The organism is Streptomyces sp. NBC_01275, from assembly GCF_026340655.1.
Classification (GTDB): Bacteria; Actinomycetota; Actinomycetes; order Streptomycetales; family Streptomycetaceae; genus Streptomyces.
In genome coordinates this window covers 3911899-3937196 of record NZ_JAPEOZ010000001.1, presented here as the reverse complement: position 1 = coordinate 3937196, position 25298 = coordinate 3911899, and the positions used below count along the sequence as shown (strand labels likewise).

Sequence of the window (25298 nt, the reverse complement as noted above, 5' to 3'; positions counted from 1 at the left end):
GGGTCGTGAACTCGCCTTCGGGGGAGGGCGGTTCGCGGTTCTCAGGCCACCGGTCGGATCCGTCCGCCGGTGGCCGCGTCCAGCGCCGCCGCGAGCCGGTCGCGGACCGCGACCTGGGCCGCGATCCGCTCGTCCATGACCGTCAGCCGCCGCAGCGCCACCTCCAGCGTCCGCCCGGTCGGCGGCCCCGCGGTCACGTCCCGGTCCAGACACGGCAGGAAGACGTGTACGTCGTCCAGGGTGAGCCCCGCGGCCACGAGCCGGCGGATGTTGTCGACCCGGACGACGACGCCGGGGTCGTAGAGCCGGTAGCCGTTGGCGGCGCGCTCGGAGCCGATCAGGCCCGCCTGCTCGTAGTGGCGCAGGGCGCGTGGGGAGGCGCCGGTGGCCGCGGCGAGCTCGCCGATGCGCAGCCGGGGTCGTTCCGTGCACGTCGGCTCGGCGCCCGCCGGTTCCCCGCCCGTCCGCCTCATGCCCGTCTGCCTCATGCCTGTCGGTGTAGTGCTCGTCAGCGTCGTGCCCGCCAGTCTCATGCGACGACCGCTCCACCGTCCACCGGGAGGATCACGCCGGTGACGAACGAGGCCTGGGGCGAAGCGAGTTGGACGATCGCCCAGGCGACTTCCTCCGGGCGGCCCAGCCGGTCGAGCGGGGTGTGGGCCAGCTGCCACGCACGGATCGCGGCGCGCTGCTCGGGGGTGTAGCCGGAGTGGTCGGCGATCGGCGTCTCGATCGCGCCGGGCGCCACCGCGACGACCCGGATCCCGAACGGCGCCAGCTCGACGGCCCAGCCGCGCGTGAGCACTTCCAGGGCCGCCTTCCCGGCCGCGTACAGGGAGTTGCCGGGCCAGGCGCGCTGTCCGACGGACGTCGTCACGTTCACGACGACGCCCCGGCTCTCCTCCAGCGCCGGCAGCGCGGCCTGGGTCAGCAGGACCGGCGCGAGGAGGTTCGTCGCGAGCTGGGGCTGCACGGACGCGCGCGTGTAGGTGCGCAGGGACTCGGTGTTGACGACCGCCGCGTTGTTGACCAGCACGTCGATCCGCCCGCCGCACCGCTTCAGCGCCGTACGGACGACGGTGGCGGGGCCGTCCTCGCCCGTGATGTCCACGGCGAGCGGGACGATGCGGTCCTGGTCGTACGCGGCGGTCTCGGCGAGGGGCGCCGAGCGCCGGCCCACGGCTATCACGCGCGCTCCCTGCGCGGCGAAGGCATGGGCCGTGGCCCGGCCGATGCCCGTACCTGCGCCGGTGACGACGACGGTGCGGGGGCTGGTCGTTTCGCTGGTGTCTTCGGTGAGGCGGCTCATGAGGGAATCGTCGGACCCTGACGCCGGTGTCAAGGTCAAGCGCCTGTTCCACGGGGTCATGAGGAGCGCGGAGTCATGAGGGGCACGGGGTCGTGACCACGGGGTCATGAGGACCGGAACAGCATGCCCGCCAGGGTCCGGAACACCTCCTCGGGGTCGCGGTCGCCCACCGCGCCGTCGAGGTTGTGGCTGAGGAGCAGGGTGGCGAACCCGTGGGCCAGGGACCAGGCGGCGACACCGGCGAGGCGGGCGTCGGCGTCGCCGTTGTCGTTGTCGGGGCGGACAGGGGAGACGGCTGAGACCGCTGAGGCGGCGGAGACGGCTGTGCGCAGGGCGTCGGTGGCCAGGGCGCGGGCCGTGGTGAGTTCGAGGTCGTCGGCGCGCAGGAGCTCCGGCGCGAACATCACCTGGAAGTGGGCGGGATGCTCGCGGGCGAAGCGTACGTAGCGCACGCCCGCGTCCTTCAGGTCGGCGGCCTCCTTGGTCGCGGCCGCGAGCAGGCCGAACCCCTCCGCCGCGATCGCCGTCAGCAGGCCCGTGCGGTCGCGGAAGTGGTGGGCCGGGGCCGCGTGCGAGACGCCGGCGCGGCGGGCGAGGTCGCGCAGGCTCAGCCCGGAGGGGCCCTCGGCGGCGATGACGTCGAGGGCGGCGCCGAGGATGGCGCGGCGCAGGTCGCCGTGGTGGTAGGGGCGGTGGTTCATGGACAGCAGCGTACGCCGCATCTAGGCATTGACAAGTTCGCGGGCTTCGGGCAATCTAGTCAGTGTCAAGTTATGGCGCATGCCGAACAGGACGAGGGGGAGACGTCATGTCCGAGAATCAGGTGGACCGCCAGGTGGAACCGGCCCAGGCGCGCAGGCTCTGGCACCTGCTGGAGCCGCTGCACGCGGTGCTGTACTACGCGCCGGAGGTCTTCGAGGAGGCCGGCGCGCTCGGGTACTCGGCCGAGGACCGCTGGGCGAGCTACTTCCCGTTCCGTGCGGCGCCGTTGGGCCCGGTGGGCAGCCAGGCGGTGGCCTCCGCCTTCTACGGCTTCCGGCCCGCGATGGTCGCGCGGTACTTCGACGACGCCTGGAAGGCCACCGGTCCCGAGGTCGCGCTGGCGGCGAGACTGCGGGGCATCGACCGCGCGTACCGCACGCTGTTCGGCGACCTGATCGACCGCCCCGAGCTGGCGGAGGCCGCCGCCCTCGCCCGGAGCGCGGCCGAGGCCGCGGACACCGCGGGCCGCCCGCTCGCCGCGGCCAACGCCGCGCTGGAGTGGCCGGCCGAACCCCACCTCCAGCTCTGGCAGGCGGCGACGATCCTGCGCGAGCATCGCGGCGACGGCCATCTGGCCGCCCTGCTGCTCGCCGGCCTCGACCCCGTCGAGTCGCTGGTGTCCTTCGCCGCGATAGGCGCCGCGTCCGTGGAGCGCTTCGAGAGCCGTGGCTGGACGCCCGAGGAATGGGCGGCGGCCCGGGACCGGCTGGCCGCCCGAGGACTGATCGAAGCGGACGGCACGGCGACGGAGGCGGGCCGAGACCTGCGCCGCCGCATCGAACAGGACACCGACCGGCTCGCCCTGGGCCCCTGGCGGGCCCTGGGCTCCGAGGGCGCCGAGCGCCTCGCCGCGCTCCTCGGCGACTACTGGGTCGCGGTGATCGGCTCCGGCCTGCTCCCGTCGGAGTCGACGCTGGGCATCGGCAAGGTCTGACCCCGGACTCGCCGGCCTCCCCCGTGGGAAAGCCGCCCGCGGCCGCTGGGGCTCCGCGGGCGGCTTCCCGTCTCGCAGGGGTTACGGAAGGGTGCTGAGGGGTGCTGAGGGCACGGGGGCCCGGCGGCCGGGCCCGATGTTCTCGGTGGGTCTTCGGGCTACGGCTGTTCGCGCCGGTCCTCGTTGATGCCGAGCCGCTCGTTCATCTGCTGTTGCGCGGTGTCGACCTGGGACTCGTACTTGTTGCCCGTCTTCTCGTTGGCTTTCTTCTCCGCGACGTCGGACGTGTCCCTGGCCTTGTGTCGCGCCTGGCTCTTGAACCTGTCGAAGATGCCCATCCAGAGCTCCTTTGGGAGGTGACTCATCACCGACGATATTCCCGACATGCGCGATATGCCCACTCGGGGCGGGTGTGGTCTGGACCTCCCGGCTGCCTCCAAGCGCCCCCTCGTTACGGTGTGTGCCAGCGTCCGCCAGGGGAAACCGCCCTGTGCGGGGTGGGAGCGGGACAGCAAGGGGAGGGGCGCACGTGACGCGTCTGAGGGGTGGGGCGGCGACCGCCGTCGTACTGATATGCACCGCGGCCGTGGCGGGCTGCGACCCGACCACGGAATCGGGGTCCGCGGGACCGGAGCGGACGGCGAGCGCGGGAGCGGGCGGCGGCGGAGCCGCCCTCAAGGCGGCCGAGTCGCTGACGGTGAAGGGGCGCGCGCCCAAGACCGGGTACGAGCGAGGCAAGTTCGGCACGGCCTGGGCGGACACGGACTCCAACGGCTGCGACACCCGGGACGACATACTCAAACGCGACCTGGAGGAGGTGAAGTTCACCGGCGGGACCTGCAAGGTGTCCTACGGCGTGCTGGAGTCGGATCCGTACTCCGGCAAGGACGTGACCTACCGGCGCGGCCGCAGCCTGGTGGACATCGACCATGTCGTCGCCCTCTCGGACGCCTGGCAGAAGGGCGCCAAGTACTGGGACGCGAGCAAGCGGATAGCCCTCGCCAACGACCCCCTCAACCTCCTGGCCGTCGACGCGAGCACCAACCGTTCCAAGGGGGACGGCGACACGGCGACCTGGGTGCCGCCCAACAAGGCCTACCGGTGCACGTACGTGGCGGCGCAGGTGGCCGTGAAGAAGAAGTACGGGCTGTGGGTCACCGCGGCGGAGAAGTCCGCGATGGAGAAGGTCCTCTCGACCTGCCCCGCCCAGAAACTCCCCACGGGCGGCAACCCGACGAAGGCCCCGGAACGCTTCCACGCGGCGGCCTGAGCGGAGGGCTTGAGCGTCCGTGGATCCCTGCGGCGGCAGGGCCGTTGAGCGGACGGAGACGCAGATGCAGGGCGGGGCGGGGCGGGGCGGGGGCGGGGGCGGCCTATCGCCCGTACGGGGAGCCCTGCTGATACGTCGGCTGGCCGTACGGATTCGGGGCGCCCGCTCCGTACGCCGGCGCGGGCGCCGGGCGGGTCCGCGCGTCGAACAGGGCGAACAGCAGCAGTCCCGTCGCCATCAGCATGGTCACGACCACCACGACCCCCAGGATGGCGTCGCCGTCGCCTTCCTCCGTGACGAGCGACCACGGCAGGATCACGCACTCGTACAGCGTGAACGAGGCGAAGGCGCCCCAGTCCGAGGGGCGTCCGCGGCGGATCGCCACATAGAGGAAGGGCACCCACACCAGGAAGCCCAAGGAGACCCACACCAGGGCCGCCCAGGCCAGCCGCTGGAACCAGCCGGCCTCCAGCCGTCTTTCCGCACCGGTCGCCGTCGATATCGTCATCACGCCCCCCAAGTCACCAGGGGGCAAGGGTAGGGCACGGATCGGCCCCGGCAGAGGGACTCGCTTTTTTACTGTGACATGAGGGAATCTTGTGGCTAAGAGGAACCTGTGTTTTCCGATCACAGGCGCGCCGCAGGTTACGGTGCGATGCGCTTCGGATGCCGGGCGACAGGGGGACAGAGGGCCAGGGGGGCCGTACAGCCGTACCGCCGTCCCGCTGTACCGCCGCACCGAAGCCGGACGACTTCAGGGGACGCCCGCGTGCACACTCGTGCACGCGCGGGCGTGCGCGCACACGAACGAACGACGTTAGGGCGGGGATGGCCGAGCACAAGCAGTCCAGGAAGCGCAGATACATCACGTGGGGCGTGGCCGGCGCAGCCGTCGTCGCGGGCGCCGGGATCGCCGCGCAGACCTCGATGGCGGCCACCACCTGGCCCGCGCAGAAGACCTACACCGGCCGTGCCTTCGACGCCTGCACCGCGCCCTCCCTGGCCGCGATGAAGGCCTGGAAGGCCGACGCCTTCTACGGCGGCGCCGCCGTCTACGTGGGCGGCAAGAACCGCGGCTGCGCCCAGCCCAACCTCACCGCGTCCTGGGTGAAGTCGGTCAACTCGATCGGCTGGAAGCTCATACCGCTCTACGTCGGCGCGCAGCCGTCCTGCCAGACCGGCTCCAGCCCCGAGAAGCTCACCGCCGCCACGGCCGCCTCCCTCGGCACGACCGACGGCGCGGACGCCGTCGCCAAGGCCGCCGCGCTCGGCATGAAGGCCGGCAGCCCGATCTACCTCGACATGGAGCCGTACGACATCACGAACAAGGCGTGCAACGACGCCGTGCTGACGTATGTGCGCTCCTTCACCAAGGCGCTGCGCGCCAAGACGTACCGGGCCGGCTACTACGGCTTCAGCAGCTCCAGCGCCAAGGCCATCGCCACCGCGACGGACAAGACCGACCTGCCGGGCAACCTCTGGTACGCGCTGTGGGACAAGAAGAACACCACCACCACGGACTGGCCGTGGGGCGCCACGCAGTACACCGACCACAGCCGCGGCCACCAGTACATGGTCAACAGCAAGGAGACCCGCGGCGGATACACGATCACCGTGGACCGCGACGCGTGGGACGCCCCGGTCGCCCTCGTCGGCTGAGCCACGGGCGCAGCGCAGGAGGAGTGGAGCGGGCGCGGCGGTGCCCGAAGTCCTGGTGAATCGTTGGTCCAATGGGTTGGCCCCAGCCGGACCACTGCCTACCATCGATCACCGCAAGACTTTGTGCACCGCCGCACAATCTCCTCGGGAGGCTTCCTTGCACCGCCGACGTCGTCGCACCGCGCTCTTGCTGTCCGCCGCGATCGTGGCGGCCCCTCTCCTCACCGCCTGCGGGAGCGACGCGCATCCCGGCGCGGCTGCCGTCGTCGGCGGCCAGCGGATCACCGTCGCCCAGCTGGAGAGCCGGGTGAAGGAGGTACGCGCGGCCCAGCGCGCGGCGGTCGCCGACGACGCGCAGTACGCGCAGGCCATCGCCCAGACCGGCACCCTCGCCCGCGACACCCTGCACGGCATGGTCCTCGACCGGGTGCTGCACCGCGCCGCCCAGGACGCGGACATCACCGTCAGCCGCCGGGAGGTCCAGGAGATGCGGACCGGCCTGGAGCAGCAGGCGGGCGGCGCGAAGGGCCTGGAGACGGCGTGGCTCCAGCAGTACGGCATCCCGCCGGAGCGCCTCGACGAGAACCTCCACCTCCAGCTGGAGGCCCAGAAACTCGCCTCCCAGCTCGGCACCGACACCAGCCAGCCCGCCTTCTGGAACGCCCTGTCCAAGGCGTCCAAGGAACTCGACGTCGACCTCAACCCCCGCTACGGCAGCTGGGACGCGCAGAAGGTCAGCCGCGTCGACGCGAAGACGCCGTGGGTACGGGAGATCACCACGGCGGAGACCCAGCAGACGACGTGACGGGCCTGACGACCGGCCGGTATGAATGATCCACCCGGCCTGTGGATAACTCGCGAGGCTGTCGGCGGGCGTGGGTTACGTTCGAGGTGTGAACGCATCCAGCTCCGCCGCGGCGGCCCCCGACAGCGCGCCCGAAGACGCTGCCCCCGGCCGCGTCGTCCTGCTCACCACCAGCCACCGCGTCGCCCCCGGCCTGCTGTCCTGGCCCGCCTGGCAGGCGCTGCGCACGGCCGACCGCGTGCTGTGCGCCGACGGCACGCACCCGCAGCTGCCCTATCTGCGGGAGGCGGGCATAACCGTCGACGAGTCCTCCCCGACCGCCGAGGACCTGCTCACCGCCTGCGCCGGCGGCCGCACGGTGGTGGTCGTGGCGACCGGCGAGGGCGAACCGGCCCTCACCGACGGCCTCTCCCGCCTCGCCGGCTCCGGCCGCGTCGCCATGCCGGAGCTGGAGCTCCTCCCCGCCTCCTACGACCTCCCCGGAGCCCGCCTCCTCGACCTCGTCCAGGTCATGGACCGCATCCGGCTCGAGTGTCCGTGGTCGTCCCAGCAGACCCACAAGGGCCTGGCCAAGTACGGCATCGAGGAGGCGTACGAGCTCGTCGAGGCGATCGAGGACGGCGACCGCGACGAGCTCCGCGAGGAACTGGGCGACGTCCTGCTCCAGGTCGTCTTCCACGCCCGTATCGCGGAGGAAGGCCGTCCTGAGGACGGAGCTGAGCCGTTCTCCATCGACGACGTCGCCGGCGGCATCGTCACCAAGCTCATCCACCGCCACCCGCACGTCTTCGGCGACGAGACGGCCACCACCCCGGAGGAGGTCAAGGCGCACTGGCTGCGCACCAAGGCCGTGGAGAAGCGCCGGGAGTCGGTCACGGACGGCGTCCCCCTCGGCCAGCCCGGCCTCGCCCTGGCGACGAAGCTGGCCTCCCGGGTGCGCACGGCCGGCCTGGAGGTGCCGCTCCCGGCCGCCGAGGGCATCGGCTACGAGCTGCTGGCGATGGCGGCGCGGGCGGAGGCGGAGGGCGTGGATCCGGAGGCCGCGCTGCGGGCGGCGGCCCGGGCCTATCGGGACGCGATTAGGGGTGTCGAGGGGGTGGGGGATTAGTACGGTGGGCTCCTGAGCTGGTTGCGGGGTGCGGGGGCCTGTATGGAGCGGCGGGAGCTGGAGGAGCTGGCGGCCTGGAGCGAGGAGGTGTTTCGGGTCGGGCTGCGGTCGCAGAAGCGGGATGAGATCCACGAGGCGTTCAGCGGGTGGTTCGAACGGCACGTGAACAGTCGGCCGGGTGAACCGATCGTCGAGTTCCGCGAGGTCGGAAGCAGCTTCCCGGCCAGCTACTTCGTGGCCGTGTTGGAGATCTCGAATCGCACGGCGGTCGAGGAGTTCCGGCAGCTGATCGCCCTCTTCTCGTCGTACGTGCTTCCCGCCCCGGCCCCTGGTCCCACTCCGGGCGACCACGTCGACTTCCGTCACGGTGTCTACAACGGACCCGTCGTGGGCCACCAGACCAACAACACCTACGCTTCCCTCCCCGCCGGCGTCCTCCTGACCGACCCCGACCGTTGGCCCACGGTCGGGGAGGCCGACCTCGTCAACCTCGGCGTCCGGCCCACTCGGCGACGTTCCACCGACCTCGGGCTGCCGCCGTACGTCCCGCGTGACGTCGACGAGAGTCTGCGGGGCTGGGTCGGGCGGGACGGGCTGCGGGTGATCACCGGTGGACCGTTCACCGGAAAGTCGAGGACGGCCTGGGCCGCCGTGCTCCGGGACGTCGACCCCCAGGCCCGCGTGTACGCGCCGACCCCCGGCGCGGACCTCCGCGGACTTCCGGCGCTGCTGCGCGACCGGGACGAGGCGTATGTGCTGTGGCTGGACGACTTGGAGGACCACCTCGGTGAGCACGGGCTGACCCGGGGCCTGCTGGCCGAGCTGACCGGGCTGGGCGTCCCGGTGGTGGGCACGATGAGCGACAAGGCGTACGACGCGCACCGCTTCGGGGGCGGGCCCGCGTCCCGTCTGCTGACCCTGGCACGGTCGGAGCGGGTGAGTTCCCGGTGGAGCGAGCAGGAGCTGGGCAGGCTGGCCGACCTGCACGATCCCCTGCTCGACGAGGCGCGGGAGTGGTGCGGCGACACCGGCGTCACGCAGTACCTGGGTATCGGCGCGGAGCTCTGGGAGCGGTGGTTCCGCGCCGGTCTCTCCAACAGCCGTCACCCGCACGGACATCTGGTGGTCCGGGCCGCGACGGACCTCGCTCGCTGTGGGGTCACCGGGGACGTCCCCCGGCAGCTGCTGGAGGAGGTGTGCCGGTGTTACGAGTCTCCGGGGCCGGCGCGGCAGCCGGAGCGGGAGTCGTTCCAGGAGGCGCTCGACTGGGCCGCCGAACGGCGGCACGGGGTGACCGGGATGCTGGTGCCCGGGGCGGTGCGTCGGGTGGGGGAGAGCGAGGAGACCTGGCGGCCGTACGGCTCGCTGGTCGTCGACGCGGGGCGGGAGCGTCCGAAGGCGGTCCCGTTCTCCGTCTGGCGCTGTGCGTTGGAGGGGACGCGGTACGACACCGGGGTCCGCCTCAATGTCCGGGCGACCGCCCACACCGTCTTCTCGGCCAGGGCGGAGGACGGCGACGCCGAGGCGATGCACATGCTGAGCCTGCTCTCCGAGAACGAGGGCACGGCGCTGGACTGGCTGCGCAAGGCCGTCGACGCCGGGAAGGCGGAGCTGGCCGAACAGGTGGGCGAGCAGCTCCTGGGGCGGGGCGCGGCGGAGGAGGCGCTGCCGTATCTGCGGGCGGCGGCGGCGCGGAGACCGGACGGTCCCGCGACGAGGCTGGTCGGCGAGGCGCATCAGGCGCTGGCCGAGCAGTGGCTGCGCTGGGCCGCGAGCGGCGGTGACCCGGCGGCGGCACACCAGCTGGGCGACCTGCTGCTCGGGCGGGGCGATCTGAGCGAGGCGTCGCGTTATTACATGGGCGCGGAGATGCAGGGGCACGCCCCGATCGCCCGGAGTGCCGCCGTGTACTTCCTGCTGCGCAACGAGGAGGAGATCGCCGAGGTCCTGCTGATCCGGGCCGCCGCCGCGGGCGACAAGCGGGCCGCTCGCCTGCTGGCCGACAGCCGGGCGCCGCGTCAGACCCTGGACGACGCGGCCGACTACTACCAGAGCGACGACGGCCCGCTGGACGCCACGCACCTCGCCGTCGTATTGGAGAAGACGGGGCTCCTGGAGGAGGCCCGCAAGGAGTATGAGAAGGGCCACGCCCAAGGAGACTCCTACGCCCCCTACCGCCTTGCCCTCCTCCTCGACAAGCAGAACAACCCCGCCGAAGCCGCCCTCTGGTATCGCAAAGCCGCCGACATGGGGCACCCCGCCGCCAAGAAGGCCCTGGCCGAGAAGGGCCTCGGGGAGAACCCGGCTACCGTCGACGAGTGACCAACCAGCCTCACCCCCCGACCGACACCCCGCCCGCCCCCACCCTCTTCACCTGGGACTTCGCCACCGACCCCTACCCCGCCTACGCCTGGCTCCGTGAGCACGCGCCCGTGCACCGCACCACGCTGCCCAGCGGGGTGGAGGCCTGGCTGGTCACGCGGTACGCGGACGCCAAGCAGGCGCTCGCCGACCAGCGGCTCAGCAAGAACCCCGCGCATCACGACGAGCCCGCCCACGCCAAGGGCAAGACCGGCATCCCGGGTGAGCGCAAGGCCGAGTTGACGACGCATCTGCTGAACATCGACCCGCCGGACCACACCCGCCTGCGACGGCTCGTCAGCAAGGCGTTCACGCCTCGCCGCGTGGCCGAGTTCGCGCCCCGGGTACAGGAGCTCACCGACCACCTCATCGACCAGTTCGCGGCGAAGGGCGAGGCCGACCTCATCCACGACTTCGCCTTCCCTCTTCCCATCTACGCGATCTGCGACCTCCTCGGCGTCCCGCGCGAGGACCAGGACGACTTCCGCGACTGGGCGGGGATGATGATCCGGCACGGCGGCGGCCCGCGCGGCGGTGTCGCGCGGTCGGTGAAGAAGATGCGCGGCTATCTCCTGGAGCTCATCCACCGCAAGCGCGCGGAGCTGCCCGCCGACCCCGCCCCCGGCGAGGACCTCATCTCCGGTCTGATCCGCGCCTCCGACCACGGCGAGCACCTCACCGAGAACGAGGCCGCCGCCATGGCCTTCATCCTGCTGTTCGCCGGCTTCGAGACGACCGTGAACCTGATCGGCAACGGCACCTACGCCCTCCTCGCCCACCCCGAGCAGCGCGACCGCCTCCAGCGCTCCCTCATCGAGGACGCCGGCGACCGCACCCTCCTGGAGACCGGCGTCGAGGAGCTGCTGCGCTACGACGGTCCCGTCGAGCTGGCCACCTGGCGGTTCGCCACCGAGCCGCTCAGCGTCGGCGGTCAGGACATCGCGCCCGGCGACCCCGTCCTCGTCGTCCTCGCCGCCGCCGACCGGGACCCCGCCCGTTTCGCCGACCCGGACACCCTCGACCTCTCCCGCCGGGACAACCAGCACCTCGGCTACGGCCACGGCATCCACTACTGCCTGGGCGCGCCCCTGGCCCGGCTGGAGGGCCAGACCGCCCTGGCCACCCTGCTCACCCGCCTGCCGGATCTCCGACTCGCCGTGGACCCGGCCGACTTGAGATGGCGCGGCGGGCTCATCATGCGGGGACTGCGCACCCTGCCCGTGGAGTTCACTCCGGTCCGTGACCGACCGCTGCCCGACTGAGCGACCGACCTGCCCGGCCAGGCGACCGACCGTTGTCCGATCGGGCGTCGGCCGGAGTATGACCGTGTGTCAGCCGGAGTGTGACCGTTCGGCGGAGTAAAGGTGACCGACCCTCAAGTCTGTGATCTTCACGTGATCTGCGCGGCATTAACTTGTGACAAGTGATCGTCTGCCGATACGTTCACTCGTCAAGCGCGGACCCTCAGCCTCACCCCCCGCGCCGGTCACTGCTGTCCAGAGAAAGGCCCTCGCATGCTCTCCGGGAACGGTCGTCACCGTCGCCCCCGTCAGGCCCCGGCCCTCCTCGTGGCGGCCGGAGTGACCGGCACCGCCATCGCCATCCCGCTGCTCGCCGCCTCCGGCGCGAGCGCCGCCGACGGCACGGTGTGGGACAAGGTGGCCCAGTGCGAGACCGGGGGTTCCTGGAGCGCAGACAAGGGCGACGGCTACTTCGGCGGCCTGCATCTCTCCCAGGACGACTGGGAGACGTACGGCGGACTCGACTACGCGTCGAGCCCCGACCTCGCCAGCCGTAACCAGCAGATCGCCGTGGCGCAGAAGCTGCTCGCGGACGAGGGCGTCGGCGCGTGGCCCACCTGTGGGCTGACGACCGGGCTCACCAAGGAGTCCGGCGCGCTGAACGTGGACACCGGGGTGGCGGGCGACTCGTCCGACTCCTCTTCGTCTTCTGGATTGTCCGACCTGTCCAGGGGGTTGTCCGGCTCGTCCGGTTCTTCCGGTTCATCGAGTTCCTCGGGCTCCTCCGACGCCGACAGCGGTTCGACGGGTTCGACGGATTCATCCGACTCATCCGACTCGTCCGGTGATTCATCGAGTTCGTCCTCTTCGTCCTCTTCGTCCCCTTCCTCCTCCGCTTCGGACGACTCCACCGGCTCCGACGCTTCCGGCGGGCAGGGCGACTCGCAGGACTCCGGCAGTTCGTCCACAAAGACCCCCGAGGCGGGCGACTCGGACGACTCGGACAAGTCGGCGCAGGATGCGGGCTCTTGGAGTCTCGTCGACACCGGCACGCTCGACGTCGGCACTCTCGGCGCCGACACTCTCGACACCGGCTCCGGTCGCCATCGCGGCGACACCGCCGACGAGAGCGCGGCCGGAGACGCGACGGCGGGCGTCTCCGACGGTCCCGCGACCGCCTCCACCGGTCGGCACGCCGCCGCGACCTATGTCGTCCAGGAGGGCGACTCCCTCGCCTCCATCGCCGACTCCCTTGACCTCGACGGCGGGTGGCGTGCGCTGTACGCCGAGAACCGGGATCGCATCGGCGCCGACCCGAGCGACATCGTCGCCGGTCAGACCCTTGACACAGGGGTTGAATAGGGTAGAAATCCCTAGAAAAACAGCGGGAGTTCACGTCACGCTTCGCGCCGAATGTCCGGTTTGGTGAAAGTGTGGGATGAGTCTCAGAAGCCCTGATCGTCTTTGATATTCCGTCGATCGCGTGTCTACGGTCAGGACCGCTCGGCAACCCGAGCCCCGGCCGTCGCAACGCCGAATCCTGCCAGCGGCCATCCGGGAACAGTCGTCGCGTCAAGCGCCGTAGGCAGGAGCGGGGGACCCAAGGTAAGCGCCGGGTCCGGCGGTTGAGGCCCTTCGGGGAACCGACTGCCGGAGTCGGCTAGGGGTGGAGCCACGCCTCCCATGGACTGCAGGACTGCCACGCAGGACTGCCATGGAGGAGTGGCCGGGCAACTCACACGGCCCGAACCCGACAGCTCACCTCGCAGGCGTCGGTGAGGGGATCCACCATGCTGTTTTCCGCCAAGGGCAAGCACCGCCGTCCCTCCAGGGCCACCCGTGTCGCCGCGCTCGCCGGCGTCACCGGCGTCGCCATCGCCGCCCCGCTGATGGCGGCCGGCAGCGCCTCCGCCGCCACCGCCTCCGAGTGGGACGCCGTCGCCCAGTGCGAGTCCGGCGGCAACTGGTCCATCAACACCGGCAACGGCTACTACGGCGGCCTGCAGTTCTCCGCCTCCACCTGGGCCGCGTACGGCGGCACCCAGTACGCCGCCCAGGCCAACCAGGCCAGCAAGTCCCAGCAGATAGCCATCGGCGAGAAGGTCCTCGCGGGCCAGGGCAAGGGCGCCTGGCCGGTCTGCGGCACCGGCCTGTCCGGCGCCGCCTACAACGGCAGCAGCTCCTCGGGCTCGTCGAGCAGCGGCACCGGCTCCAGCTCCTCCGGCTCCAGCTCCTCGGGCAGCTCCACCACCACCCGCTCCACCGAGCAGCCGAGCACCTCCCGCTCGACCGACCGCCCGGCCGCGTCCAAGACGGTCAGCACGCCGACCGGCAAGAAGGTCAAGAAGGGCGACGGCGAGTACAAGGTCGTCAAGGGCGACACCCTCAGCTCCATCGCCGAGAAGCACAAGGTCAAGGGCGGCTGGCAGAAGCTGTTCCAGCTGAACAAGGACATCGTCGAGGACGCCGACCTCATCTACCCGGGCCAGCAGCTGCACCTGAAGTGACCTCTGGCCGGTGACCTCTGGCCGGCGACCTGGCCCCAGGTGACACCTGGCTCCCAGTGAGACCACAGCACCCTCACAGCCGAGGTCGACACACTGAAGACCTCGTGAGGGTCACCCCCCCGTCCCCACGGGCTCCCCGCTCCGGTGCGCATTCCCCCGTACGCACCGGAGCGGGGTTTTCTTTGCCTGTTCGTCGCTCCCCCTTTGTTCCGGCCGGAAACAATAGGTACGGTCTGACGTAGTCCACGGGGCGGTCGGTCGGTGGTCGATGCCCCCGAGGCGGTTAGGCTCTAGTCGCAAGGCATCAGCAAGGGCTCATCACGGCCTGCGCGCCCCGCACTCTCAGCGTCACATCCCAAGAAGGAGATGCTCGTGCCGTCCATCGACGTCGTCGTAGCCCGGGAAATCCTGGACTCCCGAGGCAACCCCACGGTCGAGGTCGAGGTCGGCCTCGACGACGGCAGCACGGGTCGTGCCGCCGTTCCGTCCGGCGCCTCCACGGGCGCCTTCGAGGCCATCGAGCTGCGCGACGGTGACCCCAACCGTTACGGCGGCAAGGGTGTCGAGAAGGCCGTCCTCGCCGTCATCGAGCAGATCGGCCCGGAGCTCGTCGGCTACGACGCCACCGAGCAGCGTCTGATTGACCAGGCCATGTTCGACCTGGACGCCACCGACAACAAGGGCTCCCTCGGCGCCAACGCCATCCTCGGCGTCTCGCTCGCCGTGGCCCACGCCGCCTCCGAGGCCAGCGACCTGCCCCTCTTCCGCTACCTCGGCGGTCCGAACGCGCACCTGCTGCCCGTTCCGATGATGAACATCCTGAACGGCGGCTCGCACGCCGACTCCAACGTGGACATCCAGGAGTTCATGATCGCCCCGATCGGCGCGGAGTCCTTCTCCGAGGCCCTGCGCTGGGGCGCCGAGGTCTACCACACCCTCAAGAAGGTGCTGAAGACCAAGGGCCTGTCCACCGGCCTGGGCGACGAGGGCGGCTTCGCCCCGAACCTGGAGTCCAACCGCGCCGCCCTCGACCTCATCGTCGAGGCCATCAAGCAGGCCGGCTACATCCCCGGCGAGCAGATCGCGCTCGCGCTCGACGTCGCCGCGTCCGAGTTCTACAAGGACGGCAAGTACGAGTTCGAGGGCAAGTCCCGCTCGGCCGCCGAGATGACGGAGTACTACGAGGAGCTCGTCTCCGCGTACCCGCTCGTCTCCATCGAGGACCCGCTGTACGAGGACGACTGGGCCGGCTGGAAGGTCATCACCGACCGCATCGGCGACAAGGTCCAGATCGTCGGCGACGACCTCTTCGTCACCAACCCCGAGCGCCTGGCCCGCGGCATCGAGGAGGGCTCCGCGAACGCCCTGCTCGTCAAGGTCAACCAGATCGGCTCGCTGACCGAGACCCTGGACGCCGTCGAGATGGCCCAGCGCAACGGCTTCAAGTGCATGATGTCCCACCGCTCCGGCGAGACCGAGGACGTCACCATCGCCGACCTCGCCGTCGCGGTGAACTGCGGTCAGATCAAGACCGGCGCCCCGGCCCGCTCGGACCGCGTCGCCAAGTACAACCAGCTGCTGCGCATCGAGGAGATCCTCGACGACGCCGCGGTGTACGCCGGCCGCAGCGCGTTCCCCCGCTTCAAGGCCTGAGCCAAGGCCTGAGCCAAGGCCTGAGCCTGCGCCTCACCGCCGTATAGCCCGCGTAGGCAGCGTCGTACGTACGTCCTCGTACTCGGTCCCGTACCGTGTGCGGGGACGTACGCGCGTGAACGGGAGGCGGGGACATGGCCGTGAAGGACCGGGACCGGTTCTCCACCGCGACGAGGATCAAGCTGCTCGGGGAGCAGACCGCGGCCCGCGTCTACCGCTCCCAGACCAAGCGTCAGGCCCGCCGCTCCCGGCTCACCGGCCGCGCGGCGCTGCTGGCCCTCGTCGTGTGCACGCTCATCGTGGCGCTGGCCTACCCCATGCGCCAGTACGTCTCCCAGCGCGCCGAGATCGCTGCTCTGGAGCGCGAGAAGCAGCAGGCCAGCGATCGCGTCGAGCAGCTGCGCGACCTCAAGGCGCGCTGGCAGGACGACGCGTACGCCGAGCAGCAGATCCGCCAGCGGCTGCACTATGTGATGCCGGGGGAGACGGGCTACGTCGTGATCGACCCGGACGCGGCCAAGCAGGCCCGCGCCGATCTCGGAGCGGCCGACCGCCCCTGGTACGCGAACGTCTGGGACGGAGTCGACAAGTCCGACGCCTCCGGCCGCTGATCCGCCCAGCGGCCCGATCGGCGCCCGGCCCAGCGCCCCGGCCCAGCGCCTTCTCCAGTGCCCCAACTTGTGCCCCGATCAGTGAACTGACCGACAGAAAGACAGTCTGAACACAGCCATGGAAACGCCTCCGCCGCCCACTCCGCGCACCGAGCCCACCGACGCCGACGTCGAGGCCTTCAAGCAGCAGCTCGGACGTCCGCCGCGCGGGCTGCGCGCGATCGCCCACCGCTGCCCGTGCGGTCAGCCGGACGTCGTGGAGACCGCGCCGAGGCTGCCCGACGGCACGCCCTTCCCGACGACGTACTACCTGACGTGCCCGCGCGCCGCCTCGGCGATCGGCACCCTCGAGGCGAACGGCGTCATGAAGGAGATGACGGAGCGGCTGCAGACCGACCCGGAGCTGGCCGCGGCCTACCGCGCCGCGCACGAGGACTACCTCGCGCGCCGTGACGCGATCGAGGTGCTCGAGGGCTTCCCGAGCGCGGGCGGCATGCCGGACCGGGTGAAGTGCCTGCACGTGCTGGTGGGCCACTCGCTGGCCGCGGGACCGGGCGTCAACCCGCTGGGCGACGAGGCGCTCGCGATGCTGCCGGAGTGGTGGCGCAAGGGTCCGTGCGTGCAGCGGCTGGAGGCGCCCGACCCGGCGGACGGGCTGCCCGTCGAGGAGGACACGGTCTCCGATCCCACCGCGATCCGCAGCACCTTCGTCTCGTACGTCCCTCTGCTCGAGCCCGGCTTCAGCCGCGTCGCCGCCGTCGACTGCGGTACGAACTCCATCCGGCTGCTCGTCGCCGACGTGAACCCGGCCACGGGCGAGCTGCGCGAACTCGACCGGCGTATGACGATCGTGCGGCTCGGCCAGGACGTGGACCGGACCGGCCGGCTGGCCCCCGAGGCGCTGGAGCGGACGTTCGCCGCGTGCCGGGAGTACGCGGAGGCGATCCGGGAACTGCGCGTCGAGAAGGTGCGGTTCGTGGCCACGTCGGCCTCCCGGGACGCCGAGAACCGGGACGAGTTCGTGCGCGGGGTGCTGGACATCCTGGGCGTGGAGCCCGAGGTCATCACCGGCGAGGAGGAGGCCGCGTTCTCCTTCACGGGCGCGACCAAGGAGCTCAAGGGCCGCGAGGACCTGGTGAAGCCCTACCTGGTGGTCGACATCGGCGGCGGCTCGACGGAGTTCGTCGTCGGCGACGAGCAGGTGCGGGCCGCCCGCTCGGTCGACGTCGGCTGTGTGCGGATGACCGAACGGCACCTGGTCGTGGACGGGAAGGTCGCCGACCCGCCCGCCGCGGAGCAGATCGCGGCGATGCGCGCCGACATCGAGGCGGCCCTCCACCTGGCGGAGCAGACGGTCCCGCTGGGCGAGGCGCGCACGCTGGTCGGGCTGGCCGGTTCCGTCACCACGGTGTCGGCCATCGCGCAGGAGCTTCCCGAGTACGACACGGAGGCCATCCATCACTCCCGCGTCTCCCTCGAACAGGTTCGCGAGATCACCGAACGGCTGCTGCGCTCCACCCACGCCGAGCGCGCGGCGATCCCGTCGATGCACCCGGGCCGGGTGGACGTGATCGCGGCGGGCGCGCTGGTCCTTCTCTCGATCATGGAACGGATCGGCGCGGACGAGGTCGTCGTGAGCGAGCACGACATCCTCGACGGCATCGCGTGGTCGGTGGCCTAGGCCCCGGAACCGGCGCGTCCGCACTCTGCTGAGCAGGCCGGATGCGCGTTTGAGCACACTGGAGGGGCCTTCGCGGGCCCCTCCGCGACACTCCGTCGGGAAACTTCGTGAAGTTCTTCACAAGGATTTCGGCCCTGTCGGATGACACAGACCCTCCCGTTGGCCCTTCCGGGGGTCCAACACCCCTGTGAACGTGTTCAAAAGAGACGCGGGCGGACGTTGCGCGGGGGTGGTGCGAGGAGGTGTTTCCAGGGGCTCACGGAGGCGCTTTCAGCCCGGAGAGGCAGCTCACGCGGCATTGACAACGCCCCGCCCGACACCCTGGTTCCCGCTCTGGATCATGATGTGGATCACGCGAGCCGCGGAGAATAGCACACCCCCTCAAGAAGCTTGTGAAGGGGCGCACGAGCGACCCCCCTGAGGCGGGTGGATACTCGATCCCATGAGCACCACGGAGCGTCCCAGGATCCTCGTAGTAGGCGGTGGGTACGTAGGCCTGTACGCAGCTCGGCGCATTCTCAAGAAGATGCGCTACGGCGAGGCGACCGTCACGGTCGTCGACCCCCGGTCGTACATGACCTACCAGCCCTTCCTCCCCGAAACCGCCGCCGGCAACATCTCCCCGCGCCATGTCGTCGTCCCGCTGCGACGCGTGCTGCCCAAGGCGGAGGTCCTCACCGGCCGGGTCACCACCATCGATCAGGACCGCAAGGTCGCCACGATCGCCCCGCTGGTCGGCGAGGCGTACGAGCTGCCCTTCGACTACCTGGTCATCGCGCTCGGCGCGGTCTCCCGCACCTTCCCGATCCCCGGCCTCGCCGAGCAGGGCATCGGCATGAAGGGCGTCGAGGAGGCCATCGGCCTGCGCAACCACGTTCTCGAGCAGCTCGACAAGGCCGACTCCACCACCGACGAGGAGATCCGCCGCAAGGCGCTCACCTTCGTCTTCGTCGGCGGCGGCTTCGCCGGCGCGGAGACCATCGGCGAGGTCGAGGACATGGCCCGCGACGCGGCCAAGTACTACAAGACGGTGTCCCGCGAGGACATGCGCTTCATCCTGGTCGACGCCGCTGACAAGATCCTTCCCGAGGTCGGCCCCAAGCTCGGCCAGTACGGCAAGGAGCACCTGGAGAGCCGCGGCGTGGAGATCTACCTCTCCACCTCGATGGACTCCTGCGTCGACGGCCACGTGGTGCTGAAGAACGGACTCGAGGTCGACTCCAGCACGATCGTCTGGACGGCCGGCGTCAAGCCGAACCCGGTCCTGGCCCGCTACGGCCTCCCGCTCGGCCCCCGCGGCCACGTGGACGCCCAGCCGACCCTCCAGGTCACCGGCACCGACTACATCTGGGCCGCCGGCGACAACGCCCAGGTCCCCGACGTCGCCGCCCGCAAGGCCGGCGTCGAGAACGCCTGGTGCCCGCCGAACGCCCAGCACGCGCTGCGTCAGGCCAAGGTCCTCGGCGACAACGTGATCTCCGGTATGCGCGGTTTCCCGCAGCAGCCGTACTCGCACGCCAACAAGGGTGCGGTGGCGGGCCTCGGCCTGCACAAGGGCGTCGCGATGATCGTCATGGGCAAGATGAAGATCAAGGTCAAGGGCCGCCTGGCGTGGTACATGCACCGCGGCTACCACGGCATGGCGATGCCGACCTGGAACCGCAAGATCCGCGTCGTCGCCGACTGGACCCTCGGCATGTTCCTCAAGCGCGAGGTCGTCGCCCTCGGCGCGCTGGAGTCCCCGCGCGAGGAGTTCTACGAGGCCGCGAAGCCGGCCCCGGCTCCGGCCGCGACCGCGGTCAAGCCGGAGGGCGAGAAGGCCAAGGCCTCCTGAACCCCGGTCACCCGACCTCCGGTCGCCCGACCCTCGGTCACCCGACCTCCGGTCACTGAAACACCCCCGAAGGGGCCGTCCGCCATCCGTGGTGCGGGCGGCCTCTTCGGTCGTGTGACCTCGGCGGGGACCGCCGAGCGGGGTTTGCCCAGATGTAACGTGTGTGGGGGACTGTGGTGCGGCCCGTCAGGTGTTTACGTGGTGTCAGGACATTCCGGGATCACCGTCACGGAGGTGTGCACCATGGTCGACGCCGCGCCGCGGCTCCATGCCCTTGCCGAACAGTTGCTGGGATCCTCCCTCCCCGTGCGCGTCCGCGCCTGGGACGGTTCGCAGGCAGGCCCGCCCGACGCGCCCATCCTGGTCGTACGCAACCGCAGAGGCCTGCGCCGTCTGCTGTTCAAGCCCGGGGAGCTGGGCCTGGCCCGTGCCTGGGTGGCCGGCGACCTGGAGATCGAGGGCGACCTCTACACCGCGCTCGACCTGCTCTCCGGCCTCGTCTGGGAGCGCGGGGAGGACGCCCGTACCCTCGCCCAGGCCCTGCGCGACCCCCAGTTCCGCGAGGCCGCCCGCGGGCTGCTGAGGCTCGCCGGACCCCCGCTGCCGCCCGCCCCGCCCCGCGAGGAGACCCGCCGCACCGGCCACCTCCACACCCGCCGCAGCGACCGCCGCGCCATCAGCCACCACTACGACGTGGGGAACGACTTCTACGAGATCGTCCTCGGCCCGTCCATGGTCTACTCCTGCGCCTACTGGCCGGACCTCGACGCCGCCTCGGACACCACCTCCGACGCCGCCTCCGACATGACTGCCGGCGCCGCCTCCGACGCCGCCCTCGAGACCGCCCAGCGCGACAAGCTCGAACTCGTCTGCCGCAAACTCGCCCTGACGCCCGGTCAGCGGCTGCTGGACGTCGGCTGCGGCTGGGGCTCCCTGGCGATCCACGCGGCCCGCGAGCACGGCGTGAGCGTCCTGGGGATCACCCTCTCCCACGAACAGGCGGCCTACGCCCGTAAGCGCGTCGCCGACGCCGGACTCACCGACCGGATCGAGATCCGCGTCCAGGACTACCGCGACGTCACCGACGGCCCGTTCGACGCGATCTCCTCCATCGGCATGGCGGAACACGTCGGCGCCGAGAGATACCTGGAGTACGCCGCCGCCCTGTTCGCGCTCCTCGAGCCGGGCGGCCGGCTGCTCAACCACCAGATCGCCCGCCGCCCCGAACGCGACGAAACCGCCTACCACGTCGACGAGTTCATCGACGCCTACGTCTTCCCGGACGGCGAGCTCGCCCCCCTCGGCAGCACGGTCACCCAGCTCGAACGGGCCGGCTTCGAGGTCCGCGACGTCGAGTCGATCCGCGAGCACTACGCCCTCACCCTGCGCCGCTGGGTCGCCCGCCTGGAGGCCGGCTGGGCGCACGCGGTACGGCTCACCAGCCCCGGCCGCGCCCGCGTCTGGCGCCTCTACATGGCCGCCTCCGCCCTCGCCTTCGAACGCAACAGCATCGGCGTCAACCAGGTCCTCGCGGTCCGCACCCCCGACTCCGGCGCCTCCGGAATGCCCCTGCGCGCCCGCACCTGGAACTGACGGGGGACAGACGGAAAGGGGCCCCGCCGCACCGCGCGACGGGGCCCCGACCGCACTGCCGCTACTCCGACTTGATCGCCGCCAGCATGTTCAGCCGGGCCGCCCGCCGGGCCGGCCACAGCGCCGCCAGCACGCCCACTCCGGCCGCCAGCAGCAGGAAGAGCGCCATCCGGGCCCACGGCAGGACGAGTTCGTACGTCGGCATGCTCGCGCCGATCAGTTGGCCGGCCGCCCAGCCGAAGAACACGCCCAGACCGAGGCCGAGCACGGCGCCGAACAGGGAGATCACCAGCGACTCCAGCCGGACCATCCGCTTCACCGAACGCCGGTCCAGGCCGATGGCGCGCAGCATGCCGATCTCCTGGGAGCGTTCGAAGACGGACATCGCCAGGGTGTTGACGACCCCGAGCACCGCGACGATCACGGCCATCGCGAGCAGCCCGTAGAGCATGTTCAGCATCAGCGTGAACATCTGCGCGATGTCGTCGGAGAGGTCCTGCTTGCTCTGCACCTTGATGGCCGGGTTGGAGCCGAGGGCCTTCTCCAGCCGGTCCTTCGTCGCGTCCGTCGCGCCGCCGGACGTCTTGACCATGACCTGCATGTCGGTCGGGTCGTCCTGGTGCGGGGCGAGGGCGGAGTTGTCGAGCATGATGCCCTGGATCAGCTGGTTGCCCTCGTACATCCCGGCGACGGTCAGCTTCTGCTTCGCGCCGTCCTCGTAGGCGACCGTGAAGCTCGAACCGGCCTTCCAGCCATGGGACTTTGCGGTGTCGTCGTCCACGACGACCTGGGCGCCGCCCACCTCGAAGCGTCCGTCGTCGACCTTGAGGTCGGTCAGCTTCGCGATCGCGGAGCCGGTGACGCCGGTGAGGTACTCGGTCGTGTCGTCGATGCGCGCGGGGGCGTTGCGCAGCGGGCTGGTGACGGTCACCCCGTCGGTGGCCTTCAGCTTGGCGTCGACGTCGGGGGAGAGGGAGTTGCCGTTCGCCATCGACACCACGTAGTCGGCGCTGATCGCGGACGAGGCCATCTTGTCGATCGCCTTCTGCAGGCTGCCCGCCATCACCGTCATGCCGGTGATCAGGGTGAGGCCGATCATCAGCGCGGAGGCGGTGGCCGCCGTACGGCGCGGGTTGCGCACCGAGTTCTGCCGGGCCAGCTTGCCGGACACCCCGAAGACCCGCAGAAGGGGCGCCGCGGCCGCGATGAGCGGGCGGGACAGCAGCGGGGTCAGGATGAACACGCCGATGATGAGAAGCACCGCGCCGAGGCCCATCGGGGCCTGACCGTCGCTGCCGTCCATCGACGTCGCGGCCAGGATCACGGCGACGCCCGCCGCCGAGAACAGCGCGCCCAGCGTGTTGCGCAGGACCAGCGACCTGGTGGTCGCGGCGGCGTGCACGCTGCTCATCGCGGCGACCGGCGGGATCTTCGCGGCCCGGCGGCCGGGCAGCCACGCGGCCAGCATGGTGATGACGACGCCGACGCCGAGGGCGGCCGCGATCGTGCTGGGCGAGATGATCAGCGGCCCGTCCGGGACGGTCGCCCCGAGCGCGCCCATCAGCGTGCGCAGCCCGGCGCCGATGCCGATGCCGGCCAGCAGACCCGTCGCGCCGGCCACCGTGCCGACCACGAACGCCTCGAGCAGCACCGACCGGGTGACCTGCCGGCGCGAGGCGCCCACGGCCCGCAGCAGCGCGAGCTCCTTGGTGCGCTGGGCGACCAGCATGGTGAAGGTGTTGGCGATGATGAACGTGCCGACGAACAGCGCGATCCCGGCGAAGACCAGCAGTCCCTGCTTCAGCCCGCTCATCGACGAGGCGATCGACTTCGCCTGGTCGTCGGCGAGTTGCTTGCCGGTGGTGGTCTCGACGGTCTCCTTCGGCAGGGCCGCGTCCAGCGCCGCCTTCAGCGCGCTCTGCGAGGTGCCGGCCGCGGCCTTGACGTCGATCTCGTCGTACGTTCCCGGCTTGCCGAAGAGCTGCTGCGCGGTCGCCGTGTCGAACAGGGCGAGGCTGCCGCCGGCGGCGACGTTGCCGTCGTCGGTGGTGAAGATCCCGGTGATCTTCGGGGTGAGCACGGGCCCGTCGACCGAGAGCCGTACGGTGTCGCCGACCTGGTAGCCGGCCCGTTCGGCGGTCTTCGCGTCGATCAGGACCTCGCCCTTGCCGCTCGGCGCGTGCCCGCTGACCAGCGGATACCGGGCGTCCTCGGTCCCCCAGTAGTTGCCGCCCCGGGACTGGAAGCCGCCGCCGACTAGCTTGCCGTCCTGGTCGGCGATGGCGGTGAAGCCGCTCACGACGCCGAGCGCGGAGGCGGCGCCCGGGACCTTCGCGCTCTTCTCCAACAGCGCCTGGGTCAGCTCGGGCGTCCTGCCTATCGAATCGCCGGTGTCCTCCTGGAGCTCGGCGCTCACGGCGACGTCGACCTGGTCGAAGCCCCGGGCGGAGCTCTTCTGGTAGGCCTCGGAGATGGTGTTGGTGAAGACCAGGGTCCCCGACACGAAGGCCACGCCGAGCATCACGGCGAGCACGGTCATCAGGAGCCGGGCCTTGTGCGCGAGCACATTGCGCAAGGCGGTACGGAACATGGTGTCTTTCTCAGTCCTGAGTGGTGTCGGAGGCGGTCAGCTGGTCCGGCCCTTGGCGTCGAACTCGGGGGTCTGGGGGTTCCCCCCAGAAATACGCCGCATCCGGTCGAGCACCGAGTCGGCCGTCGGCCCGTACACCTCGTCGACGATCCGCCCGTCTGCGAGGAACACCACCCGGTCCGCGTACGCCGCGGCCACCGGGTCGTGGGTCACCATCACCACCGTCTGCCCCATCTCCCGTACGGAGTTGCGCAGGAAGCCCAGCACCTCGGCGCCCGAGCGCGAGTCGAGGTTTCCGGTCGGCTCGTCGCCGAAGACGATGTCCGGCCGGGAGGCCAGGGCGCGGGCGACGGCGACGCGCTGCTGCTGGCCGCCGGAGAGCTGCGAGGGGCGGTGGCCGAGCCGGTCGGCGAGGCCGACCATCCGGATGACGTTGTCCAGCCACTCCTTGTCGGGCTTACGGCCCGCGATGTCCATCGGGAGGGTGATGTTCTCCAGGGCCGTCAGCGTCGGCAGCAGGTTGAACGCCTGGAAGATGAACCCGATCTTGTCCCGGCGCAGCTTGGTGAGTTGACGGTCCTTCAGGGAGCCCAGCTCGGTGTCGCCGATGCGCACGGAGCCGGAGGAGAAGGAGTCGAGGCCCGCCACGCAGTGCATCAGCGTGGACTTGCCGGACCCGGAGGGGCCCATGATCGCGGTGAACTCGGCCTGCCGGAAGTCGACCGAGACCCGGTCCAGGGCGACGACCTGGGTCTCACCCTGTCCGTAGATCTTCGACAGTTCCGCGGCACGTGCGGCCACGGCGGTGGTCCGGTCGGCGAGGGGGCTGGTGGTCACGGAGGGGGCTCCTGTCGGGACGGCGGCATGACTGACGGCAAGGACTGGACGGGCTGGGCATCGTCGAACCATCGTCTCGTCCGCATACGGCCGTGTAGTCAGCCGCTGTTCCGGTTCCGAAGGCAGACTCCGGTCGGACCACGGGCCGCCGTGTCATACCTGGGGATGACACCCGTCCCTGGCCCGCCCCTGCCCCCGCGCAGGCCCCCGACCCACCTCGTTCCGACGGACCGTCAGTCAAGAACCGGTGGAGCACCCTCGTTCGGGCGGTGAAATTCCGTCATTCCGCATACACGGGCGCCGCTCGCCCGAGAGGCTACTGGCAAGTGCGGATGGCCAGTTCCAGGTGCTGATGCACCCTCAGGCGTCAATAAAATAAGACAACATCGGTCCACTGTGCCGCTGTTCGAGGGGCGCGCCCCGATAGGCTCGGAACCTCGATGCGGAGCCCATGGCCTGCCCGGATGGTGGAATGCAGACACGGCGAGCTTAAACCTCGCTGCCCCTCGCGGGCGTACCGGTTCAAGTCCGGTTCCGGGCACC

Annotated in this window: 21 protein-coding genes, 1 tRNA gene, 1 pseudogene and 1 riboswitch; of the genes and pseudogenes, 16 read left to right on the top strand and 7 right to left on the bottom strand. The window is 71.0% G+C overall.

The window, feature by feature from the left end; genetic code table 11:
* Positions 1-41: 41 nt before the first annotated feature.
* The 3 genes from OG562_RS17210 to OG562_RS17200 all read right to left on the bottom strand — a co-directional run bounded on the left by OG562_RS17210 (position 42) and on the right by OG562_RS17200 (position 2010).
* On the bottom strand, positions 42-413 hold the full coding sequence (locus OG562_RS17210; RefSeq protein WP_266409333.1) for a MerR family transcriptional regulator: 372 nt from the start codon (positions 411-413) through the stop codon (positions 42-44).
* 116 nt (positions 414-529) lie between these two features.
* The gene (locus OG562_RS17205; protein ID WP_266398530.1) at positions 530-1309 is read right to left on the bottom strand and encodes an SDR family NAD(P)-dependent oxidoreductase; all 780 of its coding nucleotides are present in this window, start codon (positions 1307-1309) and stop codon (positions 530-532) included.
* 104 nt (positions 1310-1413) lie between these two features.
* Positions 1414-2010 (bottom strand): TetR/AcrR family transcriptional regulator, encoded by a 597-nt coding sequence (locus OG562_RS17200; RefSeq protein WP_266398527.1) that lies wholly within the window; start codon positions 2008-2010, stop codon positions 1414-1416.
* A gap of 107 nt (positions 2011-2117) precedes the next feature.
* Between OG562_RS17200 and OG562_RS17195 the strand changes: the two genes are divergently transcribed.
* On the top strand, positions 2118-3005 hold the full coding sequence (locus tag OG562_RS17195; protein WP_266398524.1) for a hypothetical protein: 888 nt from the start codon (positions 2118-2120) through the stop codon (positions 3003-3005).
* Between the two features lie 158 nt (positions 3006-3163).
* Here OG562_RS17195 and OG562_RS17190 read toward each other — a convergent pair whose 3' ends face one another.
* Positions 3164-3343 carry an antitoxin gene (locus OG562_RS17190; protein ID WP_266398521.1) on the bottom strand — a complete coding sequence of 60 codons (180 nt, stop codon included), beginning with the start codon at positions 3341-3343 and terminating at the stop codon, positions 3164-3166.
* A 191-nt stretch (positions 3344-3534) separates the two neighbouring features.
* Here OG562_RS17190 and OG562_RS17185 point away from each other — a divergent pair, with 191 nt between their 5' ends.
* A complete protein-coding gene (locus tag OG562_RS17185) occupies positions 3535-4275 on the top strand; it encodes an HNH endonuclease family protein (RefSeq protein ID WP_266398518.1) in 741 nt (246 codons plus the stop codon).
* A gap of 103 nt (positions 4276-4378) precedes the next feature.
* Here the strand turns inward: OG562_RS17185 and OG562_RS17180 are convergent, their stop codons facing one another.
* Positions 4379-4783, bottom strand: a complete 405-nt coding sequence (locus OG562_RS17180; protein ID WP_266398516.1) for a hypothetical protein — start codon at positions 4781-4783, stop codon at positions 4379-4381.
* Between the two features lie 320 nt (positions 4784-5103).
* Here OG562_RS17180 and OG562_RS17175 point away from each other — a divergent pair, with 320 nt between their 5' ends.
* The 13 genes and pseudogenes from OG562_RS17175 to OG562_RS17115 all read left to right on the top strand — a co-directional run bounded on the left by OG562_RS17175 (position 5104) and on the right by OG562_RS17115 (position 21328).
* A complete protein-coding gene (locus tag OG562_RS17175) occupies positions 5104-5934 on the top strand; it encodes a glycoside hydrolase domain-containing protein (RefSeq protein ID WP_266398513.1) in 831 nt (276 codons plus the stop codon).
* Positions 5935-6091: 157 nt separating this feature from the next.
* A complete protein-coding gene (locus OG562_RS17170) occupies positions 6092-6739 on the top strand; it encodes a SurA N-terminal domain-containing protein (RefSeq protein ID WP_266398510.1) in 648 nt (215 codons plus the stop codon).
* 88 nt (positions 6740-6827) lie between these two features.
* Positions 6828-7847 (top strand): nucleoside triphosphate pyrophosphohydrolase, encoded by a 1020-nt coding sequence (locus OG562_RS17165; protein ID WP_266398507.1) that lies wholly within the window; start codon positions 6828-6830, stop codon positions 7845-7847.
* 42 nt (positions 7848-7889) lie between these two features.
* The gene (locus OG562_RS17160; protein WP_266398504.1) at positions 7890-10169 is read left to right on the top strand and encodes a tetratricopeptide repeat protein; all 2280 of its coding nucleotides are present in this window, start codon (positions 7890-7892) and stop codon (positions 10167-10169) included.
* On the top strand, positions 10166-11470 hold the full coding sequence (locus tag OG562_RS17155) for a cytochrome P450 (protein ID WP_266398502.1): 1305 nt from the start codon (positions 10166-10168) through the stop codon (positions 11468-11470). Before OG562_RS17160 ends, OG562_RS17155 begins: the two co-directional genes overlap by 4 nt.
* Before the next feature lie 252 nt (positions 11471-11722).
* Positions 11723-12811 carry a transglycosylase family protein gene (locus tag OG562_RS17150; RefSeq protein ID WP_266398500.1) on the top strand — a complete coding sequence of 363 codons (1089 nt, stop codon included), beginning with the start codon at positions 11723-11725 and terminating at the stop codon, positions 12809-12811.
* Between the two features lie 205 nt (positions 12812-13016).
* A riboswitch (cyclic di-AMP (ydaO/yuaA leader) is annotated at positions 13017-13236 on the top strand.
* A gap of 3 nt (positions 13237-13239) precedes the next feature.
* Positions 13240-13956, top strand: a complete 717-nt coding sequence (locus OG562_RS17145; protein ID WP_266398498.1) for a transglycosylase family protein — start codon at positions 13240-13242, stop codon at positions 13954-13956.
* Positions 13957-14322: 366 nt separating this feature from the next.
* A complete protein-coding gene (gene eno, locus OG562_RS17140; RefSeq protein ID WP_266398495.1) occupies positions 14323-15609 on the top strand; it encodes a phosphopyruvate hydratase in 1287 nt (428 codons plus the stop codon).
* 134 nt (positions 15610-15743) lie between these two features.
* A complete protein-coding gene (locus tag OG562_RS17135; protein ID WP_266398493.1) occupies positions 15744-16220 on the top strand; it encodes a septum formation initiator family protein in 477 nt (158 codons plus the stop codon).
* Between the two features lie 118 nt (positions 16221-16338).
* Positions 16339-16791 (top strand): annotated as a pseudogene (locus OG562_RS17130) (DUF501 domain-containing protein); the annotation flags it as partial.
* 153 nt (positions 16792-16944) lie between these two features.
* On the top strand, positions 16945-17901 hold the full coding sequence (locus tag OG562_RS17125) for a Ppx/GppA phosphatase family protein (RefSeq protein ID WP_266409330.1): 957 nt from the start codon (positions 16945-16947) through the stop codon (positions 17899-17901).
* A 442-nt stretch (positions 17902-18343) separates the two neighbouring features.
* The gene (locus OG562_RS17120) at positions 18344-19735 is read left to right on the top strand and encodes an NAD(P)/FAD-dependent oxidoreductase (protein ID WP_266398490.1); all 1392 of its coding nucleotides are present in this window, start codon (positions 18344-18346) and stop codon (positions 19733-19735) included.
* A gap of 243 nt (positions 19736-19978) precedes the next feature.
* The gene (locus tag OG562_RS17115; RefSeq protein WP_266409328.1) at positions 19979-21328 is read left to right on the top strand and encodes a class I SAM-dependent methyltransferase; all 1350 of its coding nucleotides are present in this window, start codon (positions 19979-19981) and stop codon (positions 21326-21328) included.
* Positions 21329-21389: 61 nt separating this feature from the next.
* On the opposite strand, the gene OG562_RS17110 is transcribed toward OG562_RS17115, so the two are convergent.
* Both OG562_RS17110 and OG562_RS17105 read right to left on the bottom strand, forming a co-directional pair.
* Complete coding sequence (locus OG562_RS17110) at positions 21390-23918, bottom strand: ABC transporter permease (protein WP_266398487.1); 2529 nt, start codon at positions 23916-23918, stop codon at positions 21390-21392.
* 36 nt (positions 23919-23954) lie between these two features.
* A complete protein-coding gene (locus OG562_RS17105; RefSeq protein ID WP_266398485.1) occupies positions 23955-24755 on the bottom strand; it encodes an ABC transporter ATP-binding protein in 801 nt (266 codons plus the stop codon).
* 458 nt (positions 24756-25213) lie between these two features.
* On the opposite strand from OG562_RS17105, the gene OG562_RS17100 reads away from it, so the two are divergent.
* A tRNA-Leu gene (locus OG562_RS17100) sits at positions 25214-25296 on the top strand.
* The last annotated feature ends 2 nt before the right edge of the window (positions 25297-25298 follow it).